The 25,193-nt window shown below is 30.5% G+C and carries 27 protein-coding genes; 11 read left to right on the top strand and 16 right to left on the bottom strand.

Annotated elements, in window-relative coordinates; genetic code table 11:
• Positions 1-69: 69 nt before the first annotated feature.
• Positions 70-915, bottom strand: a complete 846-nt coding sequence (locus WHA43_RS07450; RefSeq protein ID WP_105046452.1) for an OmpA/MotB family protein — start codon at positions 913-915, stop codon at positions 70-72.
• Between the two features lie 117 nt (positions 916-1,032).
• Between WHA43_RS07450 and WHA43_RS07445 the strand changes: the two genes are divergently transcribed.
• Positions 1,033-2,025 (top strand): FAD:protein FMN transferase, encoded by a 993-nt coding sequence (locus tag WHA43_RS07445; protein WP_105047329.1) that lies wholly within the window; start codon positions 1,033-1,035, stop codon positions 2,023-2,025.
• A gap of 61 nt (positions 2,026-2,086) precedes the next feature.
• Positions 2,087-3,370, top strand: coding sequence for a hypothetical protein (locus WHA43_RS07440; RefSeq protein WP_146104909.1), 1,284 nt, complete (start codon positions 2,087-2,089; stop codon positions 3,368-3,370).
• Here WHA43_RS07440 and WHA43_RS07435 read toward each other — a convergent pair.
• The 7 genes from WHA43_RS07435 to WHA43_RS07405 form a co-directional block, all read right to left on the bottom strand.
• Positions 3,367-4,137 carry a class I SAM-dependent methyltransferase gene (locus WHA43_RS07435; RefSeq protein WP_226742859.1) on the bottom strand — a complete coding sequence of 257 codons (771 nt, stop codon included), beginning with the start codon at positions 4,135-4,137 and terminating at the stop codon, positions 3,367-3,369. The genes WHA43_RS07440 and WHA43_RS07435 overlap by 4 nt on opposite strands.
• Before the next feature lie 76 nt (positions 4,138-4,213).
• Complete coding sequence (locus tag WHA43_RS07430) at positions 4,214-4,528, bottom strand: GxxExxY protein (protein ID WP_317197470.1); 315 nt, start codon at positions 4,526-4,528, stop codon at positions 4,214-4,216.
• Between the two features lie 34 nt (positions 4,529-4,562).
• The gene (locus WHA43_RS07425) at positions 4,563-4,874 is read right to left on the bottom strand and encodes a cupin domain-containing protein (RefSeq protein ID WP_105046450.1); all 312 of its coding nucleotides are present in this window, start codon (positions 4,872-4,874) and stop codon (positions 4,563-4,565) included.
• An 11-nt stretch (positions 4,875-4,885) separates the two neighbouring features.
• Positions 4,886-5,695: a type I methionyl aminopeptidase gene (gene map, locus WHA43_RS07420; protein WP_105046449.1), complete on the bottom strand. Its 810-nt coding sequence runs from the start codon at positions 5,693-5,695 to the stop codon at positions 4,886-4,888.
• Positions 5,696-5,741: 46 nt separating this feature from the next.
• Positions 5,742-6,353, bottom strand: a complete 612-nt coding sequence (locus tag WHA43_RS07415; protein ID WP_105046448.1) for a thioredoxin family protein — start codon at positions 6,351-6,353, stop codon at positions 5,742-5,744.
• Complete coding sequence (gene gpmI / locus WHA43_RS07410; protein WP_105046447.1) at positions 6,353-7,870, bottom strand: 2,3-bisphosphoglycerate-independent phosphoglycerate mutase; 1,518 nt, start codon at positions 7,868-7,870, stop codon at positions 6,353-6,355. The genes WHA43_RS07415 and gpmI overlap by 1 nt, the downstream gene beginning before the upstream one ends.
• Positions 7,871-7,916: 46 nt before the next feature.
• Positions 7,917-8,183: a hypothetical protein gene (locus WHA43_RS07405; protein ID WP_105046446.1), complete on the bottom strand. Its 267-nt coding sequence runs from the start codon at positions 8,181-8,183 to the stop codon at positions 7,917-7,919.
• 128 nt (positions 8,184-8,311) lie between these two features.
• Here WHA43_RS07405 and WHA43_RS07400 point away from each other — a divergent pair, with 128 nt between their 5' ends.
• On the top strand, positions 8,312-10,057 hold the full coding sequence (locus WHA43_RS07400; RefSeq protein ID WP_105046445.1) for an aromatic amino acid hydroxylase: 1,746 nt from the start codon (positions 8,312-8,314) through the stop codon (positions 10,055-10,057).
• 46 nt (positions 10,058-10,103) lie between these two features.
• Positions 10,104-10,385 carry a rhodanese-like domain-containing protein gene (locus WHA43_RS07395; protein WP_105047327.1) on the top strand — a complete coding sequence of 94 codons (282 nt, stop codon included), beginning with the start codon at positions 10,104-10,106 and terminating at the stop codon, positions 10,383-10,385.
• Between the two features lie 6 nt (positions 10,386-10,391).
• Here the strand turns inward: WHA43_RS07395 and WHA43_RS07390 are convergent, their stop codons facing one another.
• From WHA43_RS07390 to alaS, 8 genes are all read right to left on the bottom strand, one after another.
• Complete coding sequence (locus WHA43_RS07390; protein ID WP_105046444.1) at positions 10,392-11,045, bottom strand: response regulator transcription factor; 654 nt, start codon at positions 11,043-11,045, stop codon at positions 10,392-10,394.
• A 10-nt stretch (positions 11,046-11,055) separates the two neighbouring features.
• Positions 11,056-13,017, bottom strand: coding sequence for a tetratricopeptide repeat-containing sensor histidine kinase (locus WHA43_RS07385; protein ID WP_105046443.1), 1,962 nt, complete (start codon positions 13,015-13,017; stop codon positions 11,056-11,058).
• Positions 13,018-13,040: 23 nt separating this feature from the next.
• Complete coding sequence (locus WHA43_RS07380) at positions 13,041-13,304, bottom strand: hypothetical protein (RefSeq protein WP_105046442.1); 264 nt, start codon at positions 13,302-13,304, stop codon at positions 13,041-13,043.
• Between the two features lie 2 nt (positions 13,305-13,306).
• Positions 13,307-14,638, bottom strand: coding sequence for a hypothetical protein (locus WHA43_RS07375; protein ID WP_105046441.1), 1,332 nt, complete (start codon positions 14,636-14,638; stop codon positions 13,307-13,309).
• Positions 14,639-14,820: 182 nt separating this feature from the next.
• Entirely contained in the window at positions 14,821-15,330 is a 510-nt protein-coding gene (locus WHA43_RS07370; RefSeq protein WP_105046440.1) for a hypothetical protein, read from the bottom strand.
• A 71-nt stretch (positions 15,331-15,401) separates the two neighbouring features.
• Positions 15,402-16,106 (bottom strand): DUF6498-containing protein, encoded by a 705-nt coding sequence (locus WHA43_RS07365; RefSeq protein ID WP_105046439.1) that lies wholly within the window; start codon positions 16,104-16,106, stop codon positions 15,402-15,404.
• 103 nt (positions 16,107-16,209) lie between these two features.
• The gene (locus WHA43_RS07360) at positions 16,210-17,157 is read right to left on the bottom strand and encodes a GSCFA domain-containing protein (RefSeq protein ID WP_105046438.1); all 948 of its coding nucleotides are present in this window, start codon (positions 17,155-17,157) and stop codon (positions 16,210-16,212) included.
• A 1-nt stretch (position 17,158) separates the two neighbouring features.
• Positions 17,159-19,774, bottom strand: a complete 2,616-nt coding sequence (gene alaS / locus WHA43_RS07355) for an alanine--tRNA ligase (RefSeq protein WP_105046437.1) — start codon at positions 19,772-19,774, stop codon at positions 17,159-17,161.
• 162 nt (positions 19,775-19,936) lie between these two features.
• On the opposite strand from alaS, the gene WHA43_RS07350 reads away from it, so the two are divergent.
• The 7 genes from WHA43_RS07350 (at position 19,937) to WHA43_RS07320 (ending at position 25,074) form a co-directional block, all read left to right on the top strand.
• Positions 19,937-20,899, top strand: coding sequence for a M23 family metallopeptidase (locus tag WHA43_RS07350; RefSeq protein ID WP_105046436.1), 963 nt, complete (start codon positions 19,937-19,939; stop codon positions 20,897-20,899).
• Positions 20,900-20,904: 5 nt separating this feature from the next.
• A complete protein-coding gene (locus tag WHA43_RS07345) occupies positions 20,905-21,234 on the top strand; it encodes a MerR family transcriptional regulator (RefSeq protein WP_105046435.1) in 330 nt (109 codons plus the stop codon).
• 268 nt (positions 21,235-21,502) lie between these two features.
• Positions 21,503-22,255, top strand: coding sequence for an SDR family NAD(P)-dependent oxidoreductase (locus tag WHA43_RS07340; RefSeq protein WP_105046434.1), 753 nt, complete (start codon positions 21,503-21,505; stop codon positions 22,253-22,255).
• Positions 22,256-22,346: 91 nt separating this feature from the next.
• Positions 22,347-22,958 (top strand): LemA family protein, encoded by a 612-nt coding sequence (locus WHA43_RS07335; RefSeq protein ID WP_105046433.1) that lies wholly within the window; start codon positions 22,347-22,349, stop codon positions 22,956-22,958.
• Positions 22,959-23,396, top strand: a complete 438-nt coding sequence (locus WHA43_RS07330) for a TPM domain-containing protein (RefSeq protein WP_105046432.1) — start codon at positions 22,959-22,961, stop codon at positions 23,394-23,396.
• Complete coding sequence (locus WHA43_RS07325; RefSeq protein ID WP_105046431.1) at positions 23,393-24,223, top strand: TPM domain-containing protein; 831 nt, start codon at positions 23,393-23,395, stop codon at positions 24,221-24,223. Before WHA43_RS07330 ends, WHA43_RS07325 begins: the two co-directional genes overlap by 4 nt.
• Positions 24,224-24,228: 5 nt before the next feature.
• Entirely contained in the window at positions 24,229-25,074 is an 846-nt protein-coding gene (locus WHA43_RS07320) for a hypothetical protein (protein ID WP_226742858.1), read from the top strand.
• Positions 25,075-25,193 lie beyond the last annotated feature (119 nt).

Below are 25,193 nucleotides of genomic sequence, written 5' to 3'. Positions count from 1 at the left end.
GAATTTATTTAAAACAAAAAAACCATCTGAAATTTAGATGGTTTTTTTTGTTTTTTAAGATGGTTAAAATTATTTTCCATCTTGCTCTAATAAACTAAAAAACTGATCTAGTTTAGGCATGATGATAATTTTTGTTCTTCTGTTTTTTGCTTTGTTTTCAGCAGTATCATTTGCTGCTAAAGGTACATATTGACTTCTTCCAGCTGCAATTAATCTTTCAGGTTTTACGCTGTATTTTGTTTGCAAAATTCTAGTGATTGATGTTGCTCTCAATACAGATAAATCCCAATTATCTTGAATCAAATCTTTTTTGATTGGAGTTGAATCTGTATGACCTTCAATCATTACCTCCATTTTAGGTTGGTCGTTGATTACTTTTGCAATTTTTTCTAACACAGTGTAAGCATTGTCTGAAATATTGTAGCTTCCACTTTTAAATAAAAATTTATCAGAAATAGAAATCATAACAACTGTTTTTTCAACATTTACTTCAATGTCTTTGTCTTGAATTCCGTCAGTTAAATTTTTAGTTAAATGATATTTGATTGCCAAATTCAATGAATCTTTAGCAGTCATTGCTTTTCTGATTCCATTGATATACTTGTCTTTTTCACTCAATTGAGAAATAACATTTTTAATGTTATCAGAAGATGATTGCGTTAAAACTGTTAAGTTTTCAACTTGTTTTAAAGCTGTTTTTTTGTCTTCTTGTAAGTATTTTACTTGTTCAGTCAAAGCAAAAACTTTAGAATCTTCTTTTTCTTTTTCAATCAAACACTTTTGAAGGTTTGCTTTTACATCTACTAATTCTGTTTGAGCTTTGTCGTGTTTTGCTTGCAATTCAACAAATTCTTTTTTAGAAACACAAGAGCTAATTAGAATTGCAGTTACGAAAACGATTATGATTTTTTTCATGATTTACATATTAAATTTATGATTGCAAATTTAGCAAAAGCAACTGATAAATGGTTGATTTTTCTATAATTTATGAAAATTTTAAATACTATTTTTGTCTTAAATATTCACAAATTCATGAAAAATAAATTTACAAGCTCATTAATTATCTTATTATCAATTTTTTTAAGTTGTAATGATGATCTTCAAAAAAAAGACTTCGTTTTGCAAGGTGAGGTTTTTGGCACAACTTATAAAATCACCTATTTAAATGCATCAAAAGACTATCAAAAATCACTTGATAGTTTATTTTACGATTTTAATCAATCATTGTCAACCTATATTCCAACGTCTGATATAAGTAAAATTAATGATGGAAATACAGCTGTAGAAGTAGACAATTATTTTGTAGAGGTTTTTGAAAAGTCAAAAAAAATTCATCAACAAACTGATGGTTTTTTTGACCCTACTGTTGGAAACTTAGTCAATGCTTACGGATTTGGGCCTGAAAAAGGAAAATTAAATCCTTCTGATTCATTAATAAGTGAATTAATGAAAACAGTCGGTTTTGAAAAAGTTTCTCTTAAAAACAAAAAAATTTACAAAGAAACACCTAATATCTATTTAGACTTTAACTCAATTGCCAAAGGTTTTGCCATAGACATTGTTGCACGTTTTTTCGATTCAAAAAATATCGATAGTTATTTAATTGAAATTGGTGGTGAAATTAGAACAAAAGGCTTTAAAAAAGATCAAAAACCTTGGGCAATTCAAATTGTAAATCCTTCAAATGTTGAGGAGGAAAATGGTTTTACAATTTTAAAACTTTCTAATATTTCAATGGCAACTTCTGGAAACTACAGAAAATTTAGAATAACCAATGATGGAAAAAAATACGTACATACCATCAATCCAAAAACAGGTTTAGCCACAGAAAGTAATTTGTTAAGTGCCTCTGTTTTCACCAAAACAGATTGCGCAGATGCAGATGCGTACGCAACTGCTTTTATGGCTATGGGTTTTGAAAAATCTAAACAATTTTTAGAAAAAAATCTGGATATTAAAGCGATTCTTATTTACACAGACGCATTTAACAAAATTCAGGTTTTCGATAATTTCACAGAAAATTAAATTTTTTGGAGTGTTTTTTTAATTATATTTTTTAATTTTAGAGAAACAAAAAATAATTACAATGAAAAAGTATTTGCTAGTAGTTTTATGTTTTTTCTATTTCTTGCAATTTCAAGCGCAATCAAACAATGAAATTGCGAGTGTTTATATAAAAAGAGCTAATGAAAGTCTTAATAATCTTGATTTCTCTTTTGCAAAAGAACATTTTGAAAAAGCCATGAAATATTTAGACACCATCAATACATCTGATGTTGCAAGACTTGGTACTTTCATCTACTTTGAATTAAAGCAATATGAAGAGGCAAAAAAGTATGCTAGTTATTATTTCTCTTTGGCAAAAAATAAAAAAAGTGAAGAATATACAGAAATGTTAACACTTTCTGTTGATATAACCGAATTTTTAGAAAAGATTGCTATAGAGAAAAAAAGGCAAGAAGAAGAGAGAATTCGCCAAGAAAAAGAGTACAAAAGAATCGATTCTTTACGATTACTTTGGATGACAAAGTCTGATATGTTATCAATTAAAGTTGATAGTATTTATCAATTTAATGCAAATAACGTTGCGATTTACAAGAAGAATGATTTTTTTGGATTAATGAATGATCTTGGCAAAGTTTTAGTTGAGGCAGATGAATATGAAGATATTGTAAGTTTTGATGGATATTTTATCTTTAAAAACAAAGAAAATGAACCAACAAAATTGTTTTGCTATAACTCTAAAACAAGCAAAGGATTTTTAATTCCTAGTATTTCAGATTTTAATACGCTAGCTACAAATTACGGAAAAGTAATGTTGCCAAGAGGTAATGGAAGATTGGTTACGTATCCAAATAATGCTAAAGAACCCTTTGTTTTTGACTTAAATGAACAAAAAACAGTTAAGTTTTTACAAGTAGAAGAGGTGTTAAAAAGCCTAAAAAAATCTAATTTTATCGATAAGTATAATAATGATGGTGAGGTTAAAATTGATAAGGAGTGGTATCTTTTTGGTGGACATTTAGGAGGAGGGATTCATCCAATATATTCTCAAGAGGGGTATGATTTAGAGGGCTTTTTATGTTCAATTGATGGTCGATTTTTAAAGAAAGATTCTCATTTCGATTTTGTTGGATTTTTCTATAATAATAGTGCTCAGGCTGTAAAAGGTTCGCAAGTTTTTTGGATAAATCAAAACGGAACTGTGTTAAATGAGACAATCGATGAAGATGTAGATTATCAAGGCAAAACAAAATTGACAAAATTATCAAACAAAAACTATCAGCTTCTAAGAGATGAATTAATTATTCTTGGAGATGAAAAACTTGAAAAAATGGAGGATTTTATAAAAAAATCTTCTGAAAATTAATTTTTATAACAAACAGGTAATATTTCGCCTTTCATTAAACAAAATCGTTCTAGTTTTTCTGGGGCGATTTTTTTAGTATAATCAATTTCATCTACTTTAAAACCTACGTTTCTTAATCTGTTAAAATAATCTTTTCCATAAACCCGAACATGATCATATTGCCCAAAAATCTTGGCTCTTTCTTTTTTTTCAGTGATAGAATTATCTTCAAAAGTAGTTTTTCTACTTAAATCTTGTGGTACTTGAAAAATTCCAAATCCGCCTTTTTTTAATACACGAAATAATTCTTGCATCGCTTTTGTATCATCATGAATGTGTTCTAAAACATGGTTGCAAAAAATAACATCAAACGAATTGTCTTCAAAAGGAAGATTGCAAATATCTGCTTTTACATCAGCAATGGGCGATTCTATATCACTCGTGATATACTCTAAATTTTGCTGTTTTTTAAATAGGGATAAAAAACATTGTTCAGGTGCAATGTGGAGTGTTTTAAGCTTTTTTGTTGATGTAAAAAAATCAGTTTCATTTTTTAAAAACAACCACATCAATCTGTGTCTTTCTAATGATAAGGTTGATGGTGAAAGTGCATTTTCGCGTTGTTTTCCATAACCATAAGGCAACATTTTTCGGAAACTTTTTCCATCAATTGGATCTGTAAAATTATTTCCTTTTAAATAAAGTGTGATGATTGGACGAATCCAATAACTCATTTTGATGAGCCAAGGTCTTGGGATTGTATTTAATATTACTTTGAATATAGACACGAATTACACAAATTTCACAAAATAACTCTTTTGTAGGTTAAACTATCTTCTCCAAAATTCACTAATATTCCTAATTTTAATTTTTTGATGCTGCCAAATAATTGAGTGTTTGTTTTACATGGCTATTGTTGAGAATTTCTATTGCCTTAATTTCCAAAACTATCTTATTTTCAATTATAAAATCTGCCACATAAAAATGTGGTAGTAAGTTTTCTTTATAGGAGATGTTAAATTTTACTTCTCTTTTATAATTTACACCAGCATTAATTAATTCAATTTCTAAAGCATCCCCATAAACATTCTCTGAAAAACCTTTTCCTAATTCCTTATGAACTTCCATACAGACTCCAATAATATTATAACTTTCTTGTTTGTAAATTAGTGAATTCATTTTTTGTGAAATTAGAGAAATTAGTGTCTAAAAATTATTTATAATCTTCTCTAACAGGACAAAAAACATCTGTAAGTTTACAAGCTGTAATTGCTTTTCCTCCATGTTTTGCAAACGAAGGAATTGTTACTAACATTCCAGGAGTATAAATTTTTGTAACACCATCAACAGTCATTTCGAATTCGCCCTCTATGACTTGAGTGGTTTGTTCGTGAACATGGGAATGAATTGGAATTTCAGCACCAGCTTCAACTTCCCAAAAAGCAAGTGTAAAGGTTTCCATGTGTACAAATCTTCCTTTATAGCCTTTTACAATTTCTTTTTGTTCGATATCTTGAATGTTCATTTTTGTAATTTTTACAATTTTTGTCTGAATTCTTTTTCTTCATCAGAAACGATTCCTAATGCATCATAAATGTATTGAAAGGTAGAAAGTAATTCTGGTTTTCCGTTTACAATTGCCACATTGTGCTCAAAATGCGCAGAAGGTTTTCCATCTAAAGTTGTAATTGTCCATCCATCTTTGTGTTGCTTAATTCTGTGAGTTCCCATATTTGTCATGGGTTCAATAGCAACTGTCATTCCTTCTAAGAATTTTTTTCCAACACCTTTTCTACCGTAATTTGGCATTTCTGGATCTTCGTGCATTTTACGTCCTAAACCATGACCAACCAATTCTCTTACAACTCCAAAACCATGTTTTTCAGTAAAATTTTGGATGGCAAAGCCAACATCTCCAACTCTATTTCCAGCTTTGAATTCTTTAATTCCAACATATAAACTTTGTTTTGTGATATCTAATAATTTTTGCGTTGCTTCATCGATTTCACCTACTGCAAAAGTATAGGCATGATCGCCATAAAATCCGTTTTTGATGGCACCACAATCAATAGAAATAATATCTCCTTCTTGTAAAGGTTCTTTGTTTGGAATTCCATGAACAACTTGTGAGTTTGGACTCATACAAAGTGTATTTGGAAAATCATACAACCCTAAAAATCCTGGAATTGCGCCTTGTTCTCTGATAAAATCTTCTGCTAATTTGTCTAGATATAAAGTAGAAACGCCAGGTTTTACTTCTTTAGCAAGCATGCCTAAAGTTCTCGAAACAACCAATGCACTTTCGCGCATGATTTCAATTTCTTCTTTGGTTTTAATTACAATCATTTTCAAAAATAAAGCGCAAAGTTACTATATTTATTGATAAATGGATTTATTTATAATCTACATAAGAATGCTTGTAAGGCATACCAGAAACAATTTTTAAGAAGTCTTTTTCAATAGTTTCTCTTGGATATTCTACAAAACGTCCAATTTCTTTGCCGTTTTTGTAAAAAATGATGGTAGGAACTCTAAAAATAGTGAGTCCTTTCTCGTAATTGTCATATTTTTTTGATCTGTCAACCGCAATCAACTGTAGATAATTGACATCAAATTTTGTTTCATCTAAAATTTTATAAAATCTAGGAATTTCTCTTCTGCTATCACCACACCAAGTTCCCATAAAAACTTTGATGGTTAGTTGATGAATATGTTTTGATATTTCACTAATCACTTGTTTATCAGTTGTATATTCTTCGTAACGACTATCAAACCATTCTTTGTAAGCAGTATCTTGAAAATCAAATCTATTCGCAATTCCTACTAAATAACCATCTGCATCTTTTTTTGAAGTAACTAAAGTTTCAAAAGGGATTCTTGTAATAACTTCTTTTTTTTCTATTACAGGAGTTACAATTGTCGATTTTTTATCAATAGTTGGCTTTTTAGTTGAACATCCAAAAAAACAAACAATACATCCTAAAAGAAAGCTTTTTTTGATCATTATAATAAAGATTTTTGAGTCATTTCTGGAGGTTGTTGCACACCCATTAATGCCAAAATTGTAGGAGCAATATCACCCAAAACTCCACTTTTTACAGATTTAATTTCATCATCAATCAAAATAAAAGGAACAGGGTTTGTGGTGTGTGAAGTGTGTGGTGAACCATCAGGATTCATCATCGTTTCGCAATTTCCATGATCGGCAATTAAAAGCGTTGTATAACCATTTGCCAAACCAGTTTCTACGACATCTTTTGTACAGATATCAACAGCTTCACAAGCTTTGATGGCTGCTTCCATGATGCCTGTATGGCCAACCATATCGCCATTTGCAAAATTTAAACACACAAAATCAGCTTCGCCAGTTTTTAAATCTTCACACAATGCATCACGCAATTCGTACGCACTCATCTCAGGTTTTAAATCGTAGGTTGCTACTTTTGGAGAATTTCTTAAAATTCGTTTTTCTCCTTCAAAAGGAGTTTCTTGCCCTCCAGAAAAGAAGAAAGTTACGTGTGGATATTTTTCAGTTTCAGCAATTCTGATTTGTTTTTTTCCGGCTTTTGATAATACTTCTCCTAAAGTATTTTTCAAATTATCGTTGTTGTAAATCACATTAATTCCTGTAAATGATTCATCATACAAGGTCATTGTAGTGAAATACAAATTCAGTTTTTTCATGTTTTGCTCAGGGAAATCTTGCTGAGAAAGTGCATTTGTCAATTCTCTTCCTCTGTCTGTTCTGTAATTAAAGAAAATTACAGCATCACCTTCTTTGATGGTTGCTGTCGGATTTCCATCAGCATTTGTCAAAATAATTGGCTCTAAAAATTCGTCAGTGATATCTTTTGCATAATTTTCTTTGATCAAACTAATGGCATCTGTCGTTTTTGTTCCAATTCCATGAACCACACAATCATAGGCTTTTTTGACACGTTCCCATCTATTATCTCTGTCCATTGCAAAATAACGACCTGTAACTGTTGCCAATTTTCCGGTAGTTTTTTGCATATAATCTAATGCTTCTTTAATAAAAAATGCACCCGATTTTGGATCGCAATCACGACCATCAGTAAACGCATGAAGAAAAACGTTTTCAACATTATTTTCTTTAGCAACATCCAACAATCCCTTTAAATGATTGATGTGAGAGTGAATTCCTCCATCAGAAACCAATCCTAATAAATGAACATTTTTGTTATTTTTTTTGGCATACTCAAACGTATCAATCAATACTTTTTCTTCGCCCAATGTTTTTTCTCTTACAGCTTTATTGATTCTTGCCAAATTTTGATACACGATTCTTCCTGCACCTAAATTCATATGACCTACTTCTGAGTTTCCCATTTGTCCATCTGGCAAACCAACATGTTCACCATCTGTTCTTAATTCAGCATTTGGATATTTGTCATATAAGGAATTGATAAAAGGCGTTTTTGCATTGTAAATTGCAGACACTTTTGGGTCTTGAGTGATGCCCCAACCATCTAAAATCAGTAAGATTACTTTCTTGTTCATTTTGAAAAATTAAAGAGTAAAATTACGAAAGTTTTCAAAGGTATTTTTAAAATTTTACGAAACCGATAACGTAAATGAGTATAAAAATCACAATTGTGATGAGGATTATATTTTTTTGAAACGCTTTTTTATTCTCTTCTTGAATTTTTTCTCGAATTCTGATAAGTTGACTTTTGGTTGCTTTATTTTTAAAAGTCACTTGAAAATTAGTTCCTTTTTTAAAATTTTTGATTTTATCGTAAGTTGAAGCGCGTGATCTTTTATCACTTTTTATGGTTTCAAAAATATGTGCAACAAATCCTTCTTTAGCCATTTTTAGAGAAAAAACTAAATGTACCTAATTTTATTTATAAAAATCGTTAATTAAGTTTTAACAGGTATTTTTTTAAGAATGATTTACAAAATCCGTAATTTTACGACATAATTTTTATGAAATATACAATGGAATCTCATTTTGAGCTGAATGAAGTCACTAAAAAATTACCCAAACATTTGCATAAGTTTGTTGTAAAGCAACCTTATGAAGAATATACTCCACAAAATCAGGCTGTTTGGCGCTATGTAATGCGCATGAATGTAGATTATTTAAGTAAAGTTGCTCATAAATCGTATTTACCTGGATTAGAAAAAACAGGTATTTCTATCGAAAATATTCCTCAAATGGAGGGTATGAATCGTATTTTAAAAGAAATTGGTTGGGCTGCAGTTTCTGTTGACGGATTTATTCCACCAAATGCTTTTATGGAATTTCAAGCGTACAATGTGTTGGTGATTGCTTCTGATATGCGCACCATCAATCACATTGAATACACGCCAGCTCCTGATATTATTCACGAAGCTGCTGGTCATGCACCCATCATTTCAAATCCTGAATACGCTGAATATTTAAGACGTTTTGGCGAAATTGGTAGCAAAGCAATTTCATCATCCAAAGATTATGAAATGTATGAAGCTATTAGATTGTTGTCTATTTTGAAAGAAGATCCAAATTCAACAGAAGATGAAATTTCAGCAGCTCAAGAAAAAGTAGAATTTTTACAGGAAAATATGGGTGAATTGTCTGAAATGGCTCAAATCCGGAATTTGCATTGGTGGACTGTAGAATATGGCTTGATTGGAACCTTAGAAAATCCTAAAATTTATGGAGCAGGATTGCTTTCATCAATTGGCGAAAGTGCTTGGTGTATGCAAGATACTGTAAAAAAAGTTCCCTATTCTATTGAAGCCGCAAATGTAAGTTTTGATATCACAAAGCCTCAACCTCAATTGTTTGTAACGCCCGATTTTGCTTATTTAAGTTTGGTTTTAGATGAATTTGCCAACACAATGGCTTTGAGAACTGGAGGCTTAAAAGGCATTCAAAAATTGATTGATTCCAATAATTTAGGAACTATTGAATTGACTACAGGAATTCAAATTTCAGGAGTTTTTTCGAGAGTCATTCAGGATAAAAATAACAAAGTTGCCTATTTTCAAACAATTGGAGAAACAGCTTTATCTAACAGAGATAAAGAATTGATTGGTCATGGAATTTCGCATCATAAAAACGGATTTGGAAGTCCAGTTGGGAAATTAAAAGGCATCAATTTGCCAATTGAAGACATGAGTCCAAGAGATTTAAAAGCTTACGGAATTTATGAAGGCGAATTTATGACGCTCGAATTTGAAAGTGGAGTGATTGTAAAAGGAAAAGCAATTACAGGAACTAGAGATTTGCGTGGAAAAATTTTACTAATTACATTGGATGAATGCACAGTAACTTTTAAAGACGAAATTTTATTTAAACCTGAATGGGGAATTTATGATATGGCTATTGGAAAAGAAGTAATTTCAGCGTATGCAGGTGCTGCAGATGTAACTTCTTTTGGTGATGTAGGAAAAGTTTCAACCACAAAAACACATAAAATAACCTATTCAGAAACTGAAAAAAGATTGTTTTCATTGTATGAAAAAGTGCGTGAAATGAGAAATTCGAATGTTATTTTAGAGCAGCGTATCAAAACAATTTTTGAGGAAGTTTCTACAAATTTCTCTAAAGATTGGCTGTTGTTATTAGAATTATATGAAATGGCTATCAAAAATGAATTTGCTATTCAAAATGATATTTTAAAAGTTTTGATTGATTTGAAAAGTAATAAAAGTTACACAAAATTGATTGAAAATGGTTTAGTTTTGTGCCAACATTAAAAACAGATACAACATGGGTTTTTTTGACATGTTTAAAAGAAAAGATATGAGTGCACAAATTAAAGAGTATTTAGAAAAAAATGCGGTAATTCTTGATGTAAGAACTCAAGAAGAATGGAATGATGGTCATATTGATGGCGCAAAACACATTGTTTTGAATTTAGTTCCTGTAAAAATGGATGAAATAAAATCTTGGAAAAAACCAGTTATTGCTGTTTGTAGAAGTGGGGCAAGAAGTGGACAAGCAACACAATTTTTACAACAACATGGGATTGATATTATTAATGGTGGTCCTTGGCAAAATGTTGATCAATATATTGGGAAATAGTTTTTTCTAAATCAAATTGCGTTTTTGAGCCAACATTACAGCTTCCATTTTACTGTGAACTTGTAGTTTTTTGTAAATATTTTCAATATGTTTTCTAACAGTAGAAGGAGAAATGATGAGGTTGTCAGAAATTTCATTGTAATTTAATCCTTTGCTCAATTGCATTAAAATTTCGATTTCTCTTTTGGTGAGTTCAACTTCATCAAATTCTTCTGATTTTATTGAAATTCTTTCAGGATTTCTCAATAAATTCAAGGTCTTTAGTGCAATACTTGGTGTCATTGGTGCGCCACCTTGCGTAACTTCTAGAATACAATTGTGCAAATTTTCGGCTTCAATTTCTTTTAACAAATAGCCATTTGCACCTGCTTTTATTGATTTAAAAACATCTTCATCATCATCAGAAACTGTTAGCATGATGATTTTTATATGCGGATATTTATTTTTGATTAGTTCTGTTGCTTTAATTCCGTCCATTACTGGCATTTGAATATCCATCAAAATAACATCAATATGATGATTTTCTTCTAACTTACCAATCAATTCAGCACCATTATTTCCTGTAAATTTTATAGAAATATCATCAAAAAAAGAAAGCTTTTCTTTGATAGCTTTCATTAAAAAGTAATTGTCTTCTGCAATGCAAATTTTTAAATTCATAAATGCTATTTTAATTTTTCAATGGCAACTGAATCATGATTTTTGTTCCTTTTTCTAGAGTTGAATCAATTGAAATGGAGGCATTTATCTCAGAAATACGTTGTTCCATGTTTGCCAAACCATTTCCTAAATCTACTTTTTTAATATCAAATCCTTTTCCATCATCAATAATTGAAGCTTTAAAAACGGTTTCATCTTTAAACAAGTGAATCGTAATTTTTTTTGCATCAGCATATTTAATGGCATTGTTGATGGCTTCTTGAATAACCCTAAAAATATTGATGCCAACTAAAGATGAAAATCCCATATTGGTATCAATATCATAATTGATATCAAATTCGGTATTTGGAACCGCTTTTTTGGCTTTTTGAACAAAAGATAAGACTCTTGTATGCAAATCTTCTACTGAAATTTCGGCTTTATTCATTGCCCAAATTGTGTCTCGCAGTTGAAAAATAGTATCAGATGTAAACGAACTGATGTTGGTTAATTTTTCTTTTAAAGAATCGTTTGCGTCTTTAGAAAGGTATTTTAAATTGTCTAAAGATGAAATGATAAAAGTGAGTTGCGCACCAATATTATCATGCAAATCTCTTGAAATTCTAAGGCGTTGCTCTTGCAATCTATTTTGAGTTTTGATGGTTGCCAAAGCATCTTTTAAGTCAATTTCTTTTTGCATTTGTCTGCGTTTAAACTGATTTTTCTTGAAGTTCGCAAAGAATAACAATCCTAAAAATAGCAAAGCAAAAGTTACAATGGTTGCATATAAACTTTTGTTTTTAAGTGCCAATTCTTTTTGTAAAACGATTTCTTTTTGTTCGGCAATTTCAGCTTCTTTTTTAGCAGTTTGGTATTTTGTTTCTAATTCTGAGAGTTGTTGAATTACTTTGTTATTTATCAACAATTCTTGCATTGCTATGAATTTTTCTTTGTAAAAGCTTACGCTATCAGGCTGTTTTAAATAAGCTTTTAATTCCATGAATTGTTTGTAAGCATCTTGCTGCAATTCATTGGCTTTCACTGTTTTTGCAATGGATAATCCTTGATGCAAATATCTTTCTGATTCCAGATAGTTTTTTTGTTTCATTTGCAAATCGCTTAAACTTAATAAAGTACTTGCAATGCCATAATTATCTTGAAGTTGTTGCCTTATTTGCAATGATTTTTTGAAGTTTGCGAATGATTTTGTAAAGTCGTTTTCGCTTTTATAAAGGGTGCCTAAGTTGTTGTAGATTGTAGATAATTCGTTGATAGCGTTTAGTTTAGTGCCAATTTCTAAACTTTTTTCATAGTAAACTTTGGCACTGTCGTTATTTTTAAGTGCAATATGAACATTTCCAATACCCACAAACGACTCTAAAATTCCTTTTTCATCATTTAATGAAGTTCTAATTTTTAGTGCTTCTTGATGTTTTTCAAAAGCTTTTTGGTATTGTTTTGTGTCTTTGTAAAGATTTGCAATGTTATTTAAATTGGCAGCTACAAACTTTTTTTGACCTAATTTTTCATAAATTTTTAAAGATTCGAAAGCATAAAAAATGGCAGAATCTAATTGAAATAATTGATTGTGAGCAATACCCATTTTGTTGTACAAACTGGCAATACCTACATTATCATTTATTTTTTTTCTGATAGTTAATGATTTTCTATAATAAACTAATGAAGAATCAAATTGCGACAAACGATAATGCACAATTCCCAAATCGTTATAAGCTTGTGAAATTCCTCCTAAATTGTTTGTTTTTTTGGAAAGTGCTAAAGCAAGTTTGTTATATTTAAAAGCAGAATCTGATGAAAAACTTGAGTAATACCAACCTAAATCACCCAAATATTTTATTTTAAGCGAATCTGAAAGTGAGCGATTTTTAAGTTGCTCTTTTAACGCATCAATTTGTTTTTGTTGTGAAAAATTTGAAATTGAAACAATGCAAAATATCCAGAGAAAAATAATACGCAATTTGATGTGTTTCATATGAATATATTAAGTCTCTAAATTTATAAAATTTCTTGTAAAGTAAACTCTAGGTTTACAATGCCAACTCTAATTTTTAAAAATTGTTGTTGTGTATTTTTTTCTAAATGGCTTATTGTCTCAGAAACAGCCAATAATTTAGCCTCATTTTTTCTTTCTTTTTCAATTTCAACCTCTAAAAAAGTATTTTTTTTAGAAATTGTTTGCTGATATTTTTGAAGTCCTAAAAATATCCAAATCGAAAAAATCAGAAATAAAAAGGTCAAAAAGTAGGGGATTGTATCCATTTTTATAATAAGTAAAATGATATTTTATTATCTTCTGCACCCATCATCAACAAACCTTTTACAGTTTTTTCTCTTAAAACCATAGGAGTTTGAAAGATGCACAAAGTTCCTTCGCTCACATTATTGGTAGTTTTCATCAACCAAAAATGTCTTTTTGTTGCTTCATCATAATAATAACTATTTACATTATACTCTAAAACTTTTGTTTCTGCACCTGTAATTTCGACCGTAAATTTTGCTTGAGCTCCTGAATCTAACTTTGATTTCCCTGAAACAGTCATGAAAATATTTCCAGAAATATCTGAAATTTTTTCTTTCATGTTTACAAACGTATAACTCCAATTGGTGTTGCCAATTGTTGGCATTCCAGAGTTTGTATTGTTATTTACAGTGTTATTATTGGTGTTATAATTTGTTTGTTTTTTTACAATTGGAACAATAGTTACATTCGGAAAATTTCCATATCTGTTGATATATTGTTTATCAAAATCGATGCTTCCTGTAACTTCACCATTATCAAAATGAATTTCTCTGAAATAAAAATATTGGTATTTACCTGATTTATAGTGCTTTTTTATCCAATTGTCTTTATTATCATATTCATAATCATAGGTTGCAGTGTAAGTGTTTGTTTTTCCAACATCAACTGATTTTGTGATATTCCCAAATTTATCATACGAATAAGTGGCTTTGTTGTCACTGTATTTACCTTTTGATAGATAGGTGGTTTTTATATCGTTTTCATACAAAGTTGTGTAGGTACCAATAATGCTTCCATCTTGACTACTGTAACTTATGTGAACATTTGTTTTGTCTTTTCCACTATATGAATTGGTGTTTTCGGAAGTTAATTTTCCGGTATTATCAAAATTTTGTTCTTTGATTTGTCTTCCTTTATTGTCAAAGGTATAGATGGAATATGAGCCACCTCCACTTTTATAAATTGTTTCTTTTTTTGCAAGATTTCCTTTTGAATCGTAAGTGAAAATGTAGTTTGATGAATACTTACCAATTTCATCACTAATATCAGTAATTTCGGTAAGTTGCCCTTTAGAATTGTATTTGTATGCTTTTTTTACAGGTTTTGGCTCTCCATATTTTCCATCGTAAAATGAATAGGTTTCTATTAAGTTTCCTTCATCATTATACATATTAATATTTACAGATGTTTTTACAAAACCACCACTTTCCTCATCATAATTGTAATAGTGTTCAATGGTTTTTCTAACTTTTTTGTGTAAATTTTGTGAAGCTAAATTATACGCTTCTGTTTGTCCGAACGTGCATAAGTTTGAAATACAAAAGATAAAAACTAAGTTGATAAAATGTTTCATTTTTTTTCGATTTATAGATGATGAAAAAGAAAATAGTTTGGATTGTTGGGTGTGTTACCTAAAACACACCCAAATTTTCCTAAAATACTACTTGTTCTCTTTCAATGATTATCGCATAATTGAAGTATCAAAATTGTAAGAAATTCAATCTTATTTCAATAAGGCATCTGCCTTATATTTGCCTAATTATCATCACTATAAAAATTTTCAACTAATTTTTCGGCTTCTGAAAGTTTGTTTTCTGGAATTAAAATTCGGAATTCATCATTCGTTGGACCTTTTCTTGTAGCCCATTGAATGTCAACTTCTAAGAGTTTTTTATTGCTTTTTGCATCAATAATTTTTAAATTTTTAATTCTTTTTCTTTTTGATGCGACTTCAATTCTATGATTATTTATCAACATGTAATCATTGTATAGTATTACATGCGGGTTGAATACATTTTTTTGCAAATGTTTATAGCTGAATTTCATTCGTAAAAACGGAATTAAAACAGCAAACGGAATAGAAAATAGCAATGAAAATAAGAAAGATGTGCCTCTGTAAAACATCAATCCAAAAGGTACAATGAGTAGAATTGCAAGGCCAAAATAAATATTGTCTTCTTTTTTGTTGGCTTTTTCAATATCCACAAATTCATTCCATTCTTCCTGAGAATACTGCCATTGTATTAGTGGATTTTCAGTTTTCATGAAATAAAAATTTACTTTTAAAATATAGTAAAATATTGATTATCAATTGTTTTTGGAATAGTTACTTGCCTTTATTCCGTAAAATTGATGAGTTGTTTTTTGATTGTTTCTTTAGGTGCTTTATCATTACTTAATTTTTCTGAAACAAAATCCAACACTTCTGAGTTTTCTTTGATAGCTTCCATCACCAAATCAATGAAAAATCTGAAAAGGATTAAAAGAATCGCCGCAAAAATTCCTGATTCTGAAATTATGATAAAAAACGAAGATAAAATCACCACAAATTGCTGAATAAAAATGCGAACATAAGGAGAAAACATAATCTCTTGAATATCGAATTTCAAGTATTTTTGATGTCCTATAAAATCCGTAAAAAACTTTCCAAGATGTGTAAAAATGATGGCTGGCAATGCATATTTTATATCTTGTAGATTTAAAATTATGCCATAATTATGAATCAAATCAAAAGGTTCTTTAAAAACAACAGTGTCACCAATACTAAAAATAGCAAATGCAAAAATTGATTGTATTGCTATAAAAAATCCGTAGTGAAATAAGAAAAAAATAATGGTTCCATATCCTTTAGAATTGCCAAGCTGAATAGTACATAACATTTTTACAGCATTAAAAATTCCAATGATGATGGTTTCTAAAAAATAGACAAAAAGTACAGTTAGTGGATTTATTTTACCCAAATAAAGTAAAAACAAAAGGTAAACAGTACTTAGCCAAATAAACACATTTTGTGAAGTTGGATAGAATATATTTTTAAGCATGTTTGTTTTTTCTGGTAAAGTAAGCAAAAAATCAATATGATTTTACATACGTACTTTGACGTATTTTTCAAACGATGCTTTTAAAATCTTGGATGCTAAAAAACTAAAATTGAATTGAAGTAAATTGTTTTTGAATTTCGGCTATTTTAGAATTTACTTGTTTTAAGAAAGCTCGATGTTGTTCAGAATTTTCGTGAAAAGGTCTGTGTAACATTGCTTTTTGAATACTATCAACTTCATTCATAATAGGAATGCTATCTTCAGAAAACCAAGTAGTTACTAATTTTTTCCAAATATAATCAATGGCAATTTTAGATGGATGAATCATGTCTTCTGCATAAAAGCGATAATCGCGCAATTCATCCATCATGATTTCATAAGAAGGAAAATAACAACCATTTTTACCTTTTAAAACCGAATGAATTCCTGCAATTAAATGCGCTTTGCTTTGAGTATTTTCTACAAAACCATCCTTTAAATGTCTTACTGGCGAGACTGTAAAAATTATTGTAATTGTTGGATTTATAGATTGAATTTGGGCAATAATATTTTGTAAACTTGCTGATATTTCAGCTACAGAAAGCAATTCTTTGGTAAAATTTTTTTGAGGAATTTTATGACAATTTGCTACAATTTCATTGGTTTCAATATTTCTATAAATCCATGAAGTTCCTAGAGTTATAAAACAATGAGTTGCGTTTTTGAGCGCCAAATTTGTAGATTCAATCTCTAAATTTAGGTTTGATAATAAAATTTCTTTGTTTGAAGAACTCAAACTAGAATGCGCGTCAAAACAATGCCAACGCTCATTTTCAAAGAAAATATCGTTTTCAGAGAATACTTTTTTGGAGATAACTTGTTGTATGAACTTTTCAATCGCTTTTGGATGAAAAAAAATTCCGAACGGATTTTGCAAATTTTGAAACTTAAAATAGTCAAACTTCGCTCCAATATTTTCAGAAAAACAAGAACCCAACAATACCATTTTTGAATGGTAATTGATTGGGTTTTTAGTTTCTTTTTGAAGCGGAATTTGCGTTTGAAGTTTCATGTTATATTACATATTCTTTGGCTTTTTCCAATGCTTTTGGAATTCCTCCTGGATTTTTTCCTCCTGCAGTGGCAAAGAAATTTTGACCACCTCCACCACCATGAATCAGTTTTCCTAATTCACTTACTACTTTTCCTGCATCAAAACCGCGTTCTTTTGCCAATTCTTTTGATATATAGCAAGTAATCATGGCTTTGTCATTACCTGAAGAAGTTGCAAAAACCAAGAATAAATTTTGGTGTTTTTGTCCCAAACCAAAAGCAATATTTTTAATGCTATTGGCATCTAAATCCACTTTGGTTGCTAAAAATTGTACGCCACTAATTTCTTGCAATTGATTTTGAATGGTTTCAGCAACGTTTGCAGCTTTTTCTTTTAATAATTGTTCTATTTGTTTTTTCAAATCAGCATTTTCTTCTTGCAAATTTTGAACAGCTTTAACGGGTTCTTGAGCATTGTTCAAAACACTTTTAATTTCAGAAAGTGTGCTATGCGTATCAAAATAAAAGTTTTTTACAGCTTCATTGGTAATTGCCTCAATACGTCTAATTCCTGCAGCAACTGCACCTTCAGAGATAATTTTAAAATGCCAAATATCACTTGTGTTTTTCACATGAATTCCACCACAAAGTTCTACTGATTTTCCAAATTTGATACTTCTAACTGTATCTCCATATTTTTCTCCAAACAATGCCATTGCTCCGTCTTCAAGTGCTTGTTTTAATGGAATATTTCTTTTTTCTTCCAAAGGAAGTTTGCCTTCAATACGTGCATTTACAAAATTTTCGATATCTCGCAATTCATCCGCAGTTACTTTTGCAAAGTGCGAAAAGTCAAAACGCAAAGAAGCTGGTTTCACTAACGAGCCTTTTTGTTCTACATGCGTTCCTAAAATACTGCGCAATGCTTGATGTAATAAATGCGTTGCAGAGTGATTACTTGCTGATAATTTTCGATGTTCACTACTTACAACTGCTTGAAAAACATCATTCAAATGCGAAGGTAAATTTTTGGTGTAGTGAATGATAAGGTTGTTTTCTTTTTTGGTATCAATGATGTAAACCAAGTCCCCTTGATGATCTTTTAAGAAACCTTTATCACCAACTTGACCTCCTCCTTCAGGATAAAAAGGTGTTAAATTGAACACCAATTGATACAATTCTCCGTCTTTTTTTGAGGTTACTTTTCGGTATTTGGTAATTTTAACTTCGGCTTCTAAATAGTCATATCCAACAAATTCTTCAAAAGCATCTTCTCTAATTACAACCCAATCTTCGGTAGAAGTTTCGCTTGCAGCTCTTGAGCGATTTTTTTGTTTTTGTAGTTCTTCTTGAAATCCTTTTTCGTCCAAAGTAAATCCTTTTTCGGCTAAAATTAACGATGTTAAATCGATAGGAAAACCAAATGTATCATACAATTCAAAGGCTTTTTCGCCAGAAATTTGAGTTGATTTTGAAGATGAAATAATGCCATCTAATAACAATAAACCTTGTTCTAAAGTTCTTAAAAATGAGGCTTCTTCTTCTTTGATTACGTTTTCAATGAGTTGTTTTTGCTCTTTCAATTCCGGAAAAGCAACACCCATTTTTTCGCTCAAGACAGTCGTCAATCTATAAATAAATGGTTCTTTTTTGTTTAAAAATGTAAATCCATAACGCACAGCACGTCTTAAAATTCTACGAATTACATAGCCTGCACCAGTATTACTTGGCAATTGGCCATCAGCAATTGAAAAAGCAACTGTTCTTATATGATCGCAAATAACGCGAATGGCAATATCTTGTTTGTCATTTACGCCGTACTTTGTATCAGAAATCGTTTCAATTTCTCTGATAATTGGTGTAAAAACATCAGTATCATAATTGGATTGAACACCTTGCAACACCATGCACAAACGCTCAAAACCCATTCCTGTATCAATATGTTTATTGGGTAAATTTTCAAGTGAGCCATCTGCTTTTCGGTTGAATTGCATAAAAACCAAATTCCAAATTTCTACTACTTGAGGATGGTCATTGTTCACCAAATCTTTGCCATCAATCTTTGATTTTTCCTCTTTTGAACGAATATCCACATGAATTTCAGAACAAGGTCCACAAGGTCCTTGATCACCCATTTCCCAAAAATTATCTTTTTTGTTGCCTTTTAAAATTCGATTTTCTGGGATAAATTGCTTCCATAATTCATAAGCTTCAGTATCCATAGGAAGATTGTCTTCTTCACTTCCTTCAAAAACAGTAACATATAAAATGTCTTTGTCGATTTTGTAAACTTCCGTCAACAATTCCCAAGCCCAAGCAATTGCTTCTTTTTTGAAATAATCTCCAAAAGACCAATTTCCCAACATTTCAAACAAAGTGTGATGATAAGTATCATAACCAACTTCTTCCAAATCATTGTGTTTTCCTGAAACACGCAAACATTTTTGAGTATCTGCAATGCGATTATTTTTAGGAATACCATTTCCTAAAAAGTATTCTTTAAAAGGCGCCATTCCTGAGTTGACGAACATTAATGTTGGATCGTCTTTTGGAACTAAAGGTGCAGATGGAACAATAAGATGCGATTTTTCTTCAAAAAAGCGTAAAAAAGTAGCACGAATATCTTGAGATTTCATAGATAAATGGATTCTAATGGAAGTTAGATTGTGTTAATTAATTTTAAAAAAGCCATGTAAAAAAAAGTACTAATAAAATATTTTTTAGATTTGTAAGTTCATAAACATGGATTTTTCAGTTAAAAATCTATTTAACAGGGCAAAAATAGTACATTTAGCAATATGGCGAAAGTAAAATATTATTATGATGAACTCACTTTATCTTATCGAAAAATTAAGGTAAAAAAAGGAGATTATTATCGAAGAATACTTTTTAGCTTTTTAGCGATAATATTAATTGCTTTTTTAGGATTTATTACTTTTAGTCAGTTTATCATGTCTCCAAAACAACGTGCTCAAAAACGTGAATTAGAGAATTTAAAATTGCACTATGAATTGTTAACTAAAAGGTTAGAAGAAACTGCTGTTATTTTAGATGAAATTCAACAACGAGATAACAATATTTATAGAAGTTATTTTGAGGCAAATCCTATCACTGATGAGCAGCGAAAAGCTGGTTTTGGAGGTATTAATAGATACAAAGATTTAGAAGGTTATGACAATTCGCAATTAATTATAAACCTAACCAAAGAAGTAGATATTTTATCAAAACAATTGGTGGTTCAATCAAAATCTTTGGATGAAATTGTAAACCTAGCAAAAGATAAAGAAAACATGTTGGCATCAATTCCGGCAATATTACCCGTAAAAAAAGAAGATTTTTATGTAGCATCGGGTTTTCAAATGAGAATGCATCCTATCTTGAAAATCAATAAATTCCATAAAGGAATGGATTTTTCTGCAGCAAAAGGAACTCCAATTTATGCCTCTGGAAATGGCAGAGTTATTTTAGCTGAAAGAAGCAGTACTTACGGAAATGTTGTGTATATTAGTCACGGTTATGGATATCAAACAATTTATGCTCATATGAGTAAAATTGCCACTGCAAATGGCAGGTATGTAAAAAGAGGCGATTTAATTGGATATGTTGGTAACACAGGATTGTCAGTTTCTCCACATTTGCATTATGAGGTTTTGAAAAATGGAGTATCATTGAATCCAATAAATTTTTACTATGCTGATTTGACTTTAGAAGAGTTTGCAGCATTGCAAAAAGCATCAGAAGATAGCCAATCTTTAGATTAAAAAATATGCATATAGATTTACCCGAAAAAAGATATTATAAAATTGGTGAAGTAGCACAAGCATTTCAAGTAAATACTTCGTTAATTAGATTCTGGGAGAAAGAATTTGATGTTTTAAAACCCAAAAAAAACGCCAAAGGAAATAGGCTATTTACACAAGAAGACTTAAAAAATATCAAGTTAATCTATAATTTGGTAAAAGAAAACGGATTTACTTTAGAAGGAGCCAAACAAAAATTAAAGAAAAATCCAACAGCAATTTTTCACAATCACGAAATTATTAGCAGATTAGAAGCTGTAAAAGCAGAGCTTATCAAAATAAAAAATCAACTTTAAATTATTGCTAAAAAGTATGTACTTGAAGGTTTTGTAAAATACATACATAGTAACTTTCAGAAGGAATTTTTTCAATAAAAAGAGTACCAAATATCAAAATTTTGGATGAATTGGTTGGATAAGAGATGTAACCAAAAAGTTTACAAGAGTTCATCAATTTAGCTTTACATGTTGTCAAAATATATATTCAAAAAAAACTTATAGAAAAGGATCCGTTGTCCGCATTTAATGGTACTTATTGATGCAAGTTTTCAAAAAAAAGACAATTATGCATTTTAAAAATAAAATTGTAATCATCACAGGAGCAGCTTCAGGCATTGGAAAAGCCTGTGCATTTCAATTTGCAAAAAAGGGTGCGACTGTCGTGGTTGCTGACATCAATTTAGAAAATGCGCAAAAAATTGCTGATGAAATTGTAACAAATCAAGGAAATGCGCTTCCAATAAAAGTAAATGTGGCAAAGTTTACTGATGTTGAAAAACTAATAAATACCACAGTAGCTGAATTTGGTAAAATTGATATTATGATCAATAATGCAGGTATTGGACCTAGTTATTTAAAAACCCACGAAGCAACTTTAAGAGATTGGGATCGTGTAATTTCTGTAAACCAAACAGGTGTTTTTTATGGGATGAAACTCGCATTGCAGCAATTTTTGATTCAAGGTTATGGAAACATTGTAAACGTTGCTTCTTTGGCAGGTTTAAAAGCTTCATCTCACAATATCAGTTACAGTGCTAGTAAATTTGCGGTCGTAGGCATGACTAAATCTGCAGCTATGGAATATGCTTCTCAAAACATCCGAATCAATGCGGTTTGTCCTGGGTATACAGCATCTCCTTTATTAGATCAATTGCGAAACACCAAACCCGAAATGGATGCTAAGTTAAAAAGTGTCATTCCAATGAAACGATATGCAAAACCTGATGAAATTGCAGCTGCTGTACTTTGGTTGGCTTCTGATGAAACTCAATTTATTACAGGACAAACAATTACCTTGGATGGTGGCACATCTTTGTAAAAGTGTAACGCAGATTTTGTAAATTTGAAAACTAAATAGAAATAATTCATAAAAATCATCAACAAAAAATAAATTTTAAATCAAGGAAATTATGAAAAAATGGCTTATCCCAGTAATTATTATAGTAGTTGTCATCTTCGGATTTTACAGTTGGGCAAAAAACTTTAACAATACAGCAGTTGTTTTACAAGAGGATGCAAAAACTACTTGGTCTAATGTAGAAAGTGCTTATCAACGAAGAAACGACTTGATTGGAAACTTGGTAAAAACAGTACAAGGTGCTGCAGATTTTGAAAAAGAAACGTTGACTCAAGTGATTGAAGCACGATCAAAAGCAACCTCAACAACTATTGATGCCAATAATTTGACAGCTGAAAATATGGCGCAATTTCAACAAACTCAGGCTGGTTTAACGGGTGCGTTATCAAAATTATTATTGGTGGTGGAGCGTTATCCTGATTTGAAAGCAAATGCTAACTTTTTGGAATTACAGAGCCAATTAGAAGGGACTGAAAACCGAATCAATGTAGCAAGAGATCGTTTTAATGAAGGTGTAAACAACTACAATAAACATATCAAAGTATTTCCAAACAGCTTTTTAGCAGGGATTTTTAATTTTGATGAAATGAGTCGTTACAAATCAAATCCTGGTTCAGAAAACGCACCAGATGTAAACTTCGATTTCAATAAGAAAAAAGAATAAATGTCTGAAATAGAAGCTTTTTTAACTCCAAATGACGAGCAAGAAATTGTTGCAGCCATAAAAATCGCAGAAAAAAACACTTCTGGTGAAATACGCGTTCATATTGAATTTTCTTCTGAAAAAGATCATTATGAACGCGCATTAGAGGTGTTTTATTTATTAGAAATGGATAAAACAGCTCAACAAAATGGCGTTTTGATTTATGTGGCTGTTCACGATCATAAATTTGTGATTTGTGGCGACAAAGGCATTAACGATTTAGTACCCAAAGATTTTTGGAATACGACTAAAGAAATTATGCAAGCACATTTCAAAAAAGGAAATTTTAGGCAAGGGTTGATTGATGGAATTCTCAAAGCAGGTGAGGAGTTGAAAACGCATTTTCCTTGGGAAAAAGATGATGAAAACGAACTTTCTAACGAGATTTCAAAGTCATGAAAGAAAAAGTTTTTAGTTTTCAGTTTTTAGTTTTTAGCAAAAAGTGGTTTCTTTTAATTTTCACTTTTTGTATCCAATCAGCTTTTTCTCAGGGATTTAAAATTCCTGAAAAGCCTTCTTTTCAAACCAGTGTTTATGATTATGTAAACTTATTAACGAAAGAACAAAAAGCCAGTTTAGAAAGCAAATTAGTTAGGTATTCTGATACAACTTCCACTCAAATTGTAGTGGCAATTATTGCTTCAACAGAAGGTGAAAATATTGCCTATTTAGCAGCAAATTGGGGCGAAAAATGGGGAATTGGAGATGCTACAAAAGATAACGGAATCCTAATTTTATTAGCTAAAGATGACCGAAAAATTACCATTCAGTCAGGAAAAGGTGTTGAAGAATTTTTGACTGATTTTCAATCTAAAAGAATTATTGATAAAGTAATCATTCCTGAATTTAAAAAGGGTGATTTTTACAGTGGTTTGGATTTGGGTTCTGATTATATTTTTAAGACACTGCAAGGTGAATTTAAAGGTTCAAGAAAAAGTGATGCTGAAGGCGATTTTCCTTTTGGCGTCGTTATTTTCGTGGTTATTGTAATAATCATTATTATTTTATCCTCTAAGGGAAATAACAACAATGGAGGAAAAAAGTACCGAACTCAATCCCCACTTGAAACTATTTTTGACACCATCATTTTAACAAATGCAGGTAGAAGAAGTGGCGGATTTGGAGGTGGTTTTGGAGGAGGATCTTCAGGCGGAGGCTTTGGTGGTTTTAGTGGCGGATTTGGTGGTGGTAGTTTTGGAGGTGGAGGTGCCTCTGGAGGATGGTAATTTCAATGAAAAAAAGGTTTTATTTTGTTAGTTTTTTGATGATTTTAAGTTGTCAAAAAGAAAAAGTAGAACCTGTTTTAGCCAATTTACCAAATATTTTACGTGAAGTTTCAGGAACTGAAGTTTTGATAAATTCTTCATTCATTTGGATGATTAATGACAGTGGAAATTCTTCGAATTTATTTGGGGTAGACAAGCAAGGAACCATTCAGAAGGTATTAAAAATCAACGCTAAAAACCACGATTGGGAAGATTTAGCCAGTGATGAGAAAGGCAATTTATATATTGGCGATTTCGGTAATAATTCTAATACTCGTAAAAATTTACGAATACTAAAAGTAGCGTCATCAGATTTAAAAAAGGACAAAGCTAAAGCTGAAATCATTGAATTTAAATTTGAAAATCAGCGCGATTTTCCTCCGAAAAAAAGTCAGCTTTCTTTTGATGCAGAGGCATTTTTCTATTTTCAAGATCACTTTTATATTTTTACAAAAAGCAGGATTCCTGAAAAATATGGTCAAACATTTTTGTATAAAATACCTGCCAAAAAAGGGAAATATAAAGCAAAATGTATAGGTAAATTTTTTAATGGTAAAGAAAATTCAAGTTGGATTACTGGGGCAGATATTTCTAATGATGGGAAGACAGTTGCTTTATTATCCCAAAAAAATGTGCTGATTTTTTCTAATTTTACCGGAGATGATTTTTTCTCTGGCTCGCTAAAAATAATTCCCTTTATCAAACAAACTCAAAAAGAAGGAGTTTGTTTTACAAATCACAAAACGCTATTGATTACAGATGAAAAATTTATATTTAAAGGAGGTAATTTGTATGAGTTTTCCATAAAATAGCGAAGTGATTTCTGTTTTACTTCATTTTTTTTGACAATTAATGTGGTTGTATTTTTTTAAGGAATTAAGTTAATGATATTTCTCTTTTAAAAATAATTTTAATTCAAATAATGCCTAAA

The organism is Polaribacter gangjinensis, from assembly GCF_038024125.1.
Classification (GTDB): domain Bacteria; phylum Bacteroidota; class Bacteroidia; order Flavobacteriales; family Flavobacteriaceae; genus Polaribacter; species Polaribacter gangjinensis.
The sequence above is the reverse complement of the archived record's forward strand: the minus strand, read 5'-3'. Positions and strand labels throughout refer to the sequence as shown.

What these genes read in the sequence shown, in the direction of transcription:
- WHA43_RS07345 (WP_105046435.1), top strand. Translation starts at nt 20,905, where the DNA reads ATGCATATAGATTTACCCGAAAAAAGATATTATAAAATTGGTGAAGTA.
- WHA43_RS07380 (WP_105046442.1), bottom strand. Translation starts at nt 13,304, where the DNA reads ATGGATACAATCCCCTACTTTTTGACCTTTTTATTTCTGATTTTTTCG.
- WHA43_RS07340 (WP_105046434.1), top strand. Translation starts at nt 21,503, where the DNA reads ATGCATTTTAAAAATAAAATTGTAATCATCACAGGAGCAGCTTCAGGC.
- WHA43_RS07325 (WP_105046431.1), top strand. Translation starts at nt 23,393, where the DNA reads ATGAAAGAAAAAGTTTTTAGTTTTCAGTTTTTAGTTTTTAGCAAAAAG.
- WHA43_RS07360 (WP_105046438.1), bottom strand. Translation starts at nt 17,157, where the DNA reads ATGAAACTTCAAACGCAAATTCCGCTTCAAAAAGAAACTAAAAACCCA.
- WHA43_RS07445 (WP_105047329.1), top strand. Translation starts at nt 1,033, where the DNA reads ATGAAAAATAAATTTACAAGCTCATTAATTATCTTATTATCAATTTTT.
- WHA43_RS07450 (WP_105046452.1), bottom strand. Translation starts at nt 915, where the DNA reads ATGAAAAAAATCATAATCGTTTTCGTAACTGCAATTCTAATTAGCTCT.
- WHA43_RS07370 (WP_105046440.1), bottom strand. Translation starts at nt 15,330, where the DNA reads ATGAAAACTGAAAATCCACTAATACAATGGCAGTATTCTCAGGAAGAA.
- WHA43_RS07335 (WP_105046433.1), top strand. Translation starts at nt 22,347, where the DNA reads ATGAAAAAATGGCTTATCCCAGTAATTATTATAGTAGTTGTCATCTTC.
- WHA43_RS07415 (WP_105046448.1), bottom strand. Translation starts at nt 6,353, where the DNA reads ATGATCAAAAAAAGCTTTCTTTTAGGATGTATTGTTTGTTTTTTTGGA.
- WHA43_RS07405 (WP_105046446.1), bottom strand. Translation starts at nt 8,183, where the DNA reads ATGGCTAAAGAAGGATTTGTTGCACATATTTTTGAAACCATAAAAAGT.
- WHA43_RS07330 (WP_105046432.1), top strand. Translation starts at nt 22,959, where the DNA reads ATGTCTGAAATAGAAGCTTTTTTAACTCCAAATGACGAGCAAGAAATT.
- WHA43_RS07390 (WP_105046444.1), bottom strand. Translation starts at nt 11,045, where the DNA reads ATGAATTTAAAAATTTGCATTGCAGAAGACAATTACTTTTTAATGAAA.
- WHA43_RS07350 (WP_105046436.1), top strand. Translation starts at nt 19,937, where the DNA reads ATGGCGAAAGTAAAATATTATTATGATGAACTCACTTTATCTTATCGA.
- WHA43_RS07395 (WP_105047327.1), top strand. Translation starts at nt 10,104, where the DNA reads ATGAGTGCACAAATTAAAGAGTATTTAGAAAAAAATGCGGTAATTCTT.
- map (WP_105046449.1), bottom strand. Translation starts at nt 5,695, where the DNA reads ATGATTGTAATTAAAACCAAAGAAGAAATTGAAATCATGCGCGAAAGT.
- alaS (WP_105046437.1), bottom strand. Translation starts at nt 19,774, where the DNA reads ATGAAATCTCAAGATATTCGTGCTACTTTTTTACGCTTTTTTGAAGAA.
- WHA43_RS07365 (WP_105046439.1), bottom strand. Translation starts at nt 16,106, where the DNA reads ATGCTTAAAAATATATTCTATCCAACTTCACAAAATGTGTTTATTTGG.
- WHA43_RS07375 (WP_105046441.1), bottom strand. Translation starts at nt 14,638, where the DNA reads ATGAAACATTTTATCAACTTAGTTTTTATCTTTTGTATTTCAAACTTA.
- WHA43_RS07320 (WP_226742858.1), top strand. Translation starts at nt 24,229, where the DNA reads ATGAAAAAAAGGTTTTATTTTGTTAGTTTTTTGATGATTTTAAGTTGT.
- WHA43_RS07425 (WP_105046450.1), bottom strand. Translation starts at nt 4,874, where the DNA reads ATGAACATTCAAGATATCGAACAAAAAGAAATTGTAAAAGGCTATAAA.
- WHA43_RS07385 (WP_105046443.1), bottom strand. Translation starts at nt 13,017, where the DNA reads ATGAAACACATCAAATTGCGTATTATTTTTCTCTGGATATTTTGCATT.
- WHA43_RS07440 (WP_146104909.1), top strand. Translation starts at nt 2,087, where the DNA reads ATGAAAAAGTATTTGCTAGTAGTTTTATGTTTTTTCTATTTCTTGCAA.
- WHA43_RS07400 (WP_105046445.1), top strand. Translation starts at nt 8,312, where the DNA reads ATGGAATCTCATTTTGAGCTGAATGAAGTCACTAAAAAATTACCCAAA.
- gpmI (WP_105046447.1), bottom strand. Translation starts at nt 7,870, where the DNA reads ATGAACAAGAAAGTAATCTTACTGATTTTAGATGGTTGGGGCATCACT.
- WHA43_RS07430 (WP_317197470.1), bottom strand. Translation starts at nt 4,528, where the DNA reads ATGAATTCACTAATTTACAAACAAGAAAGTTATAATATTATTGGAGTC.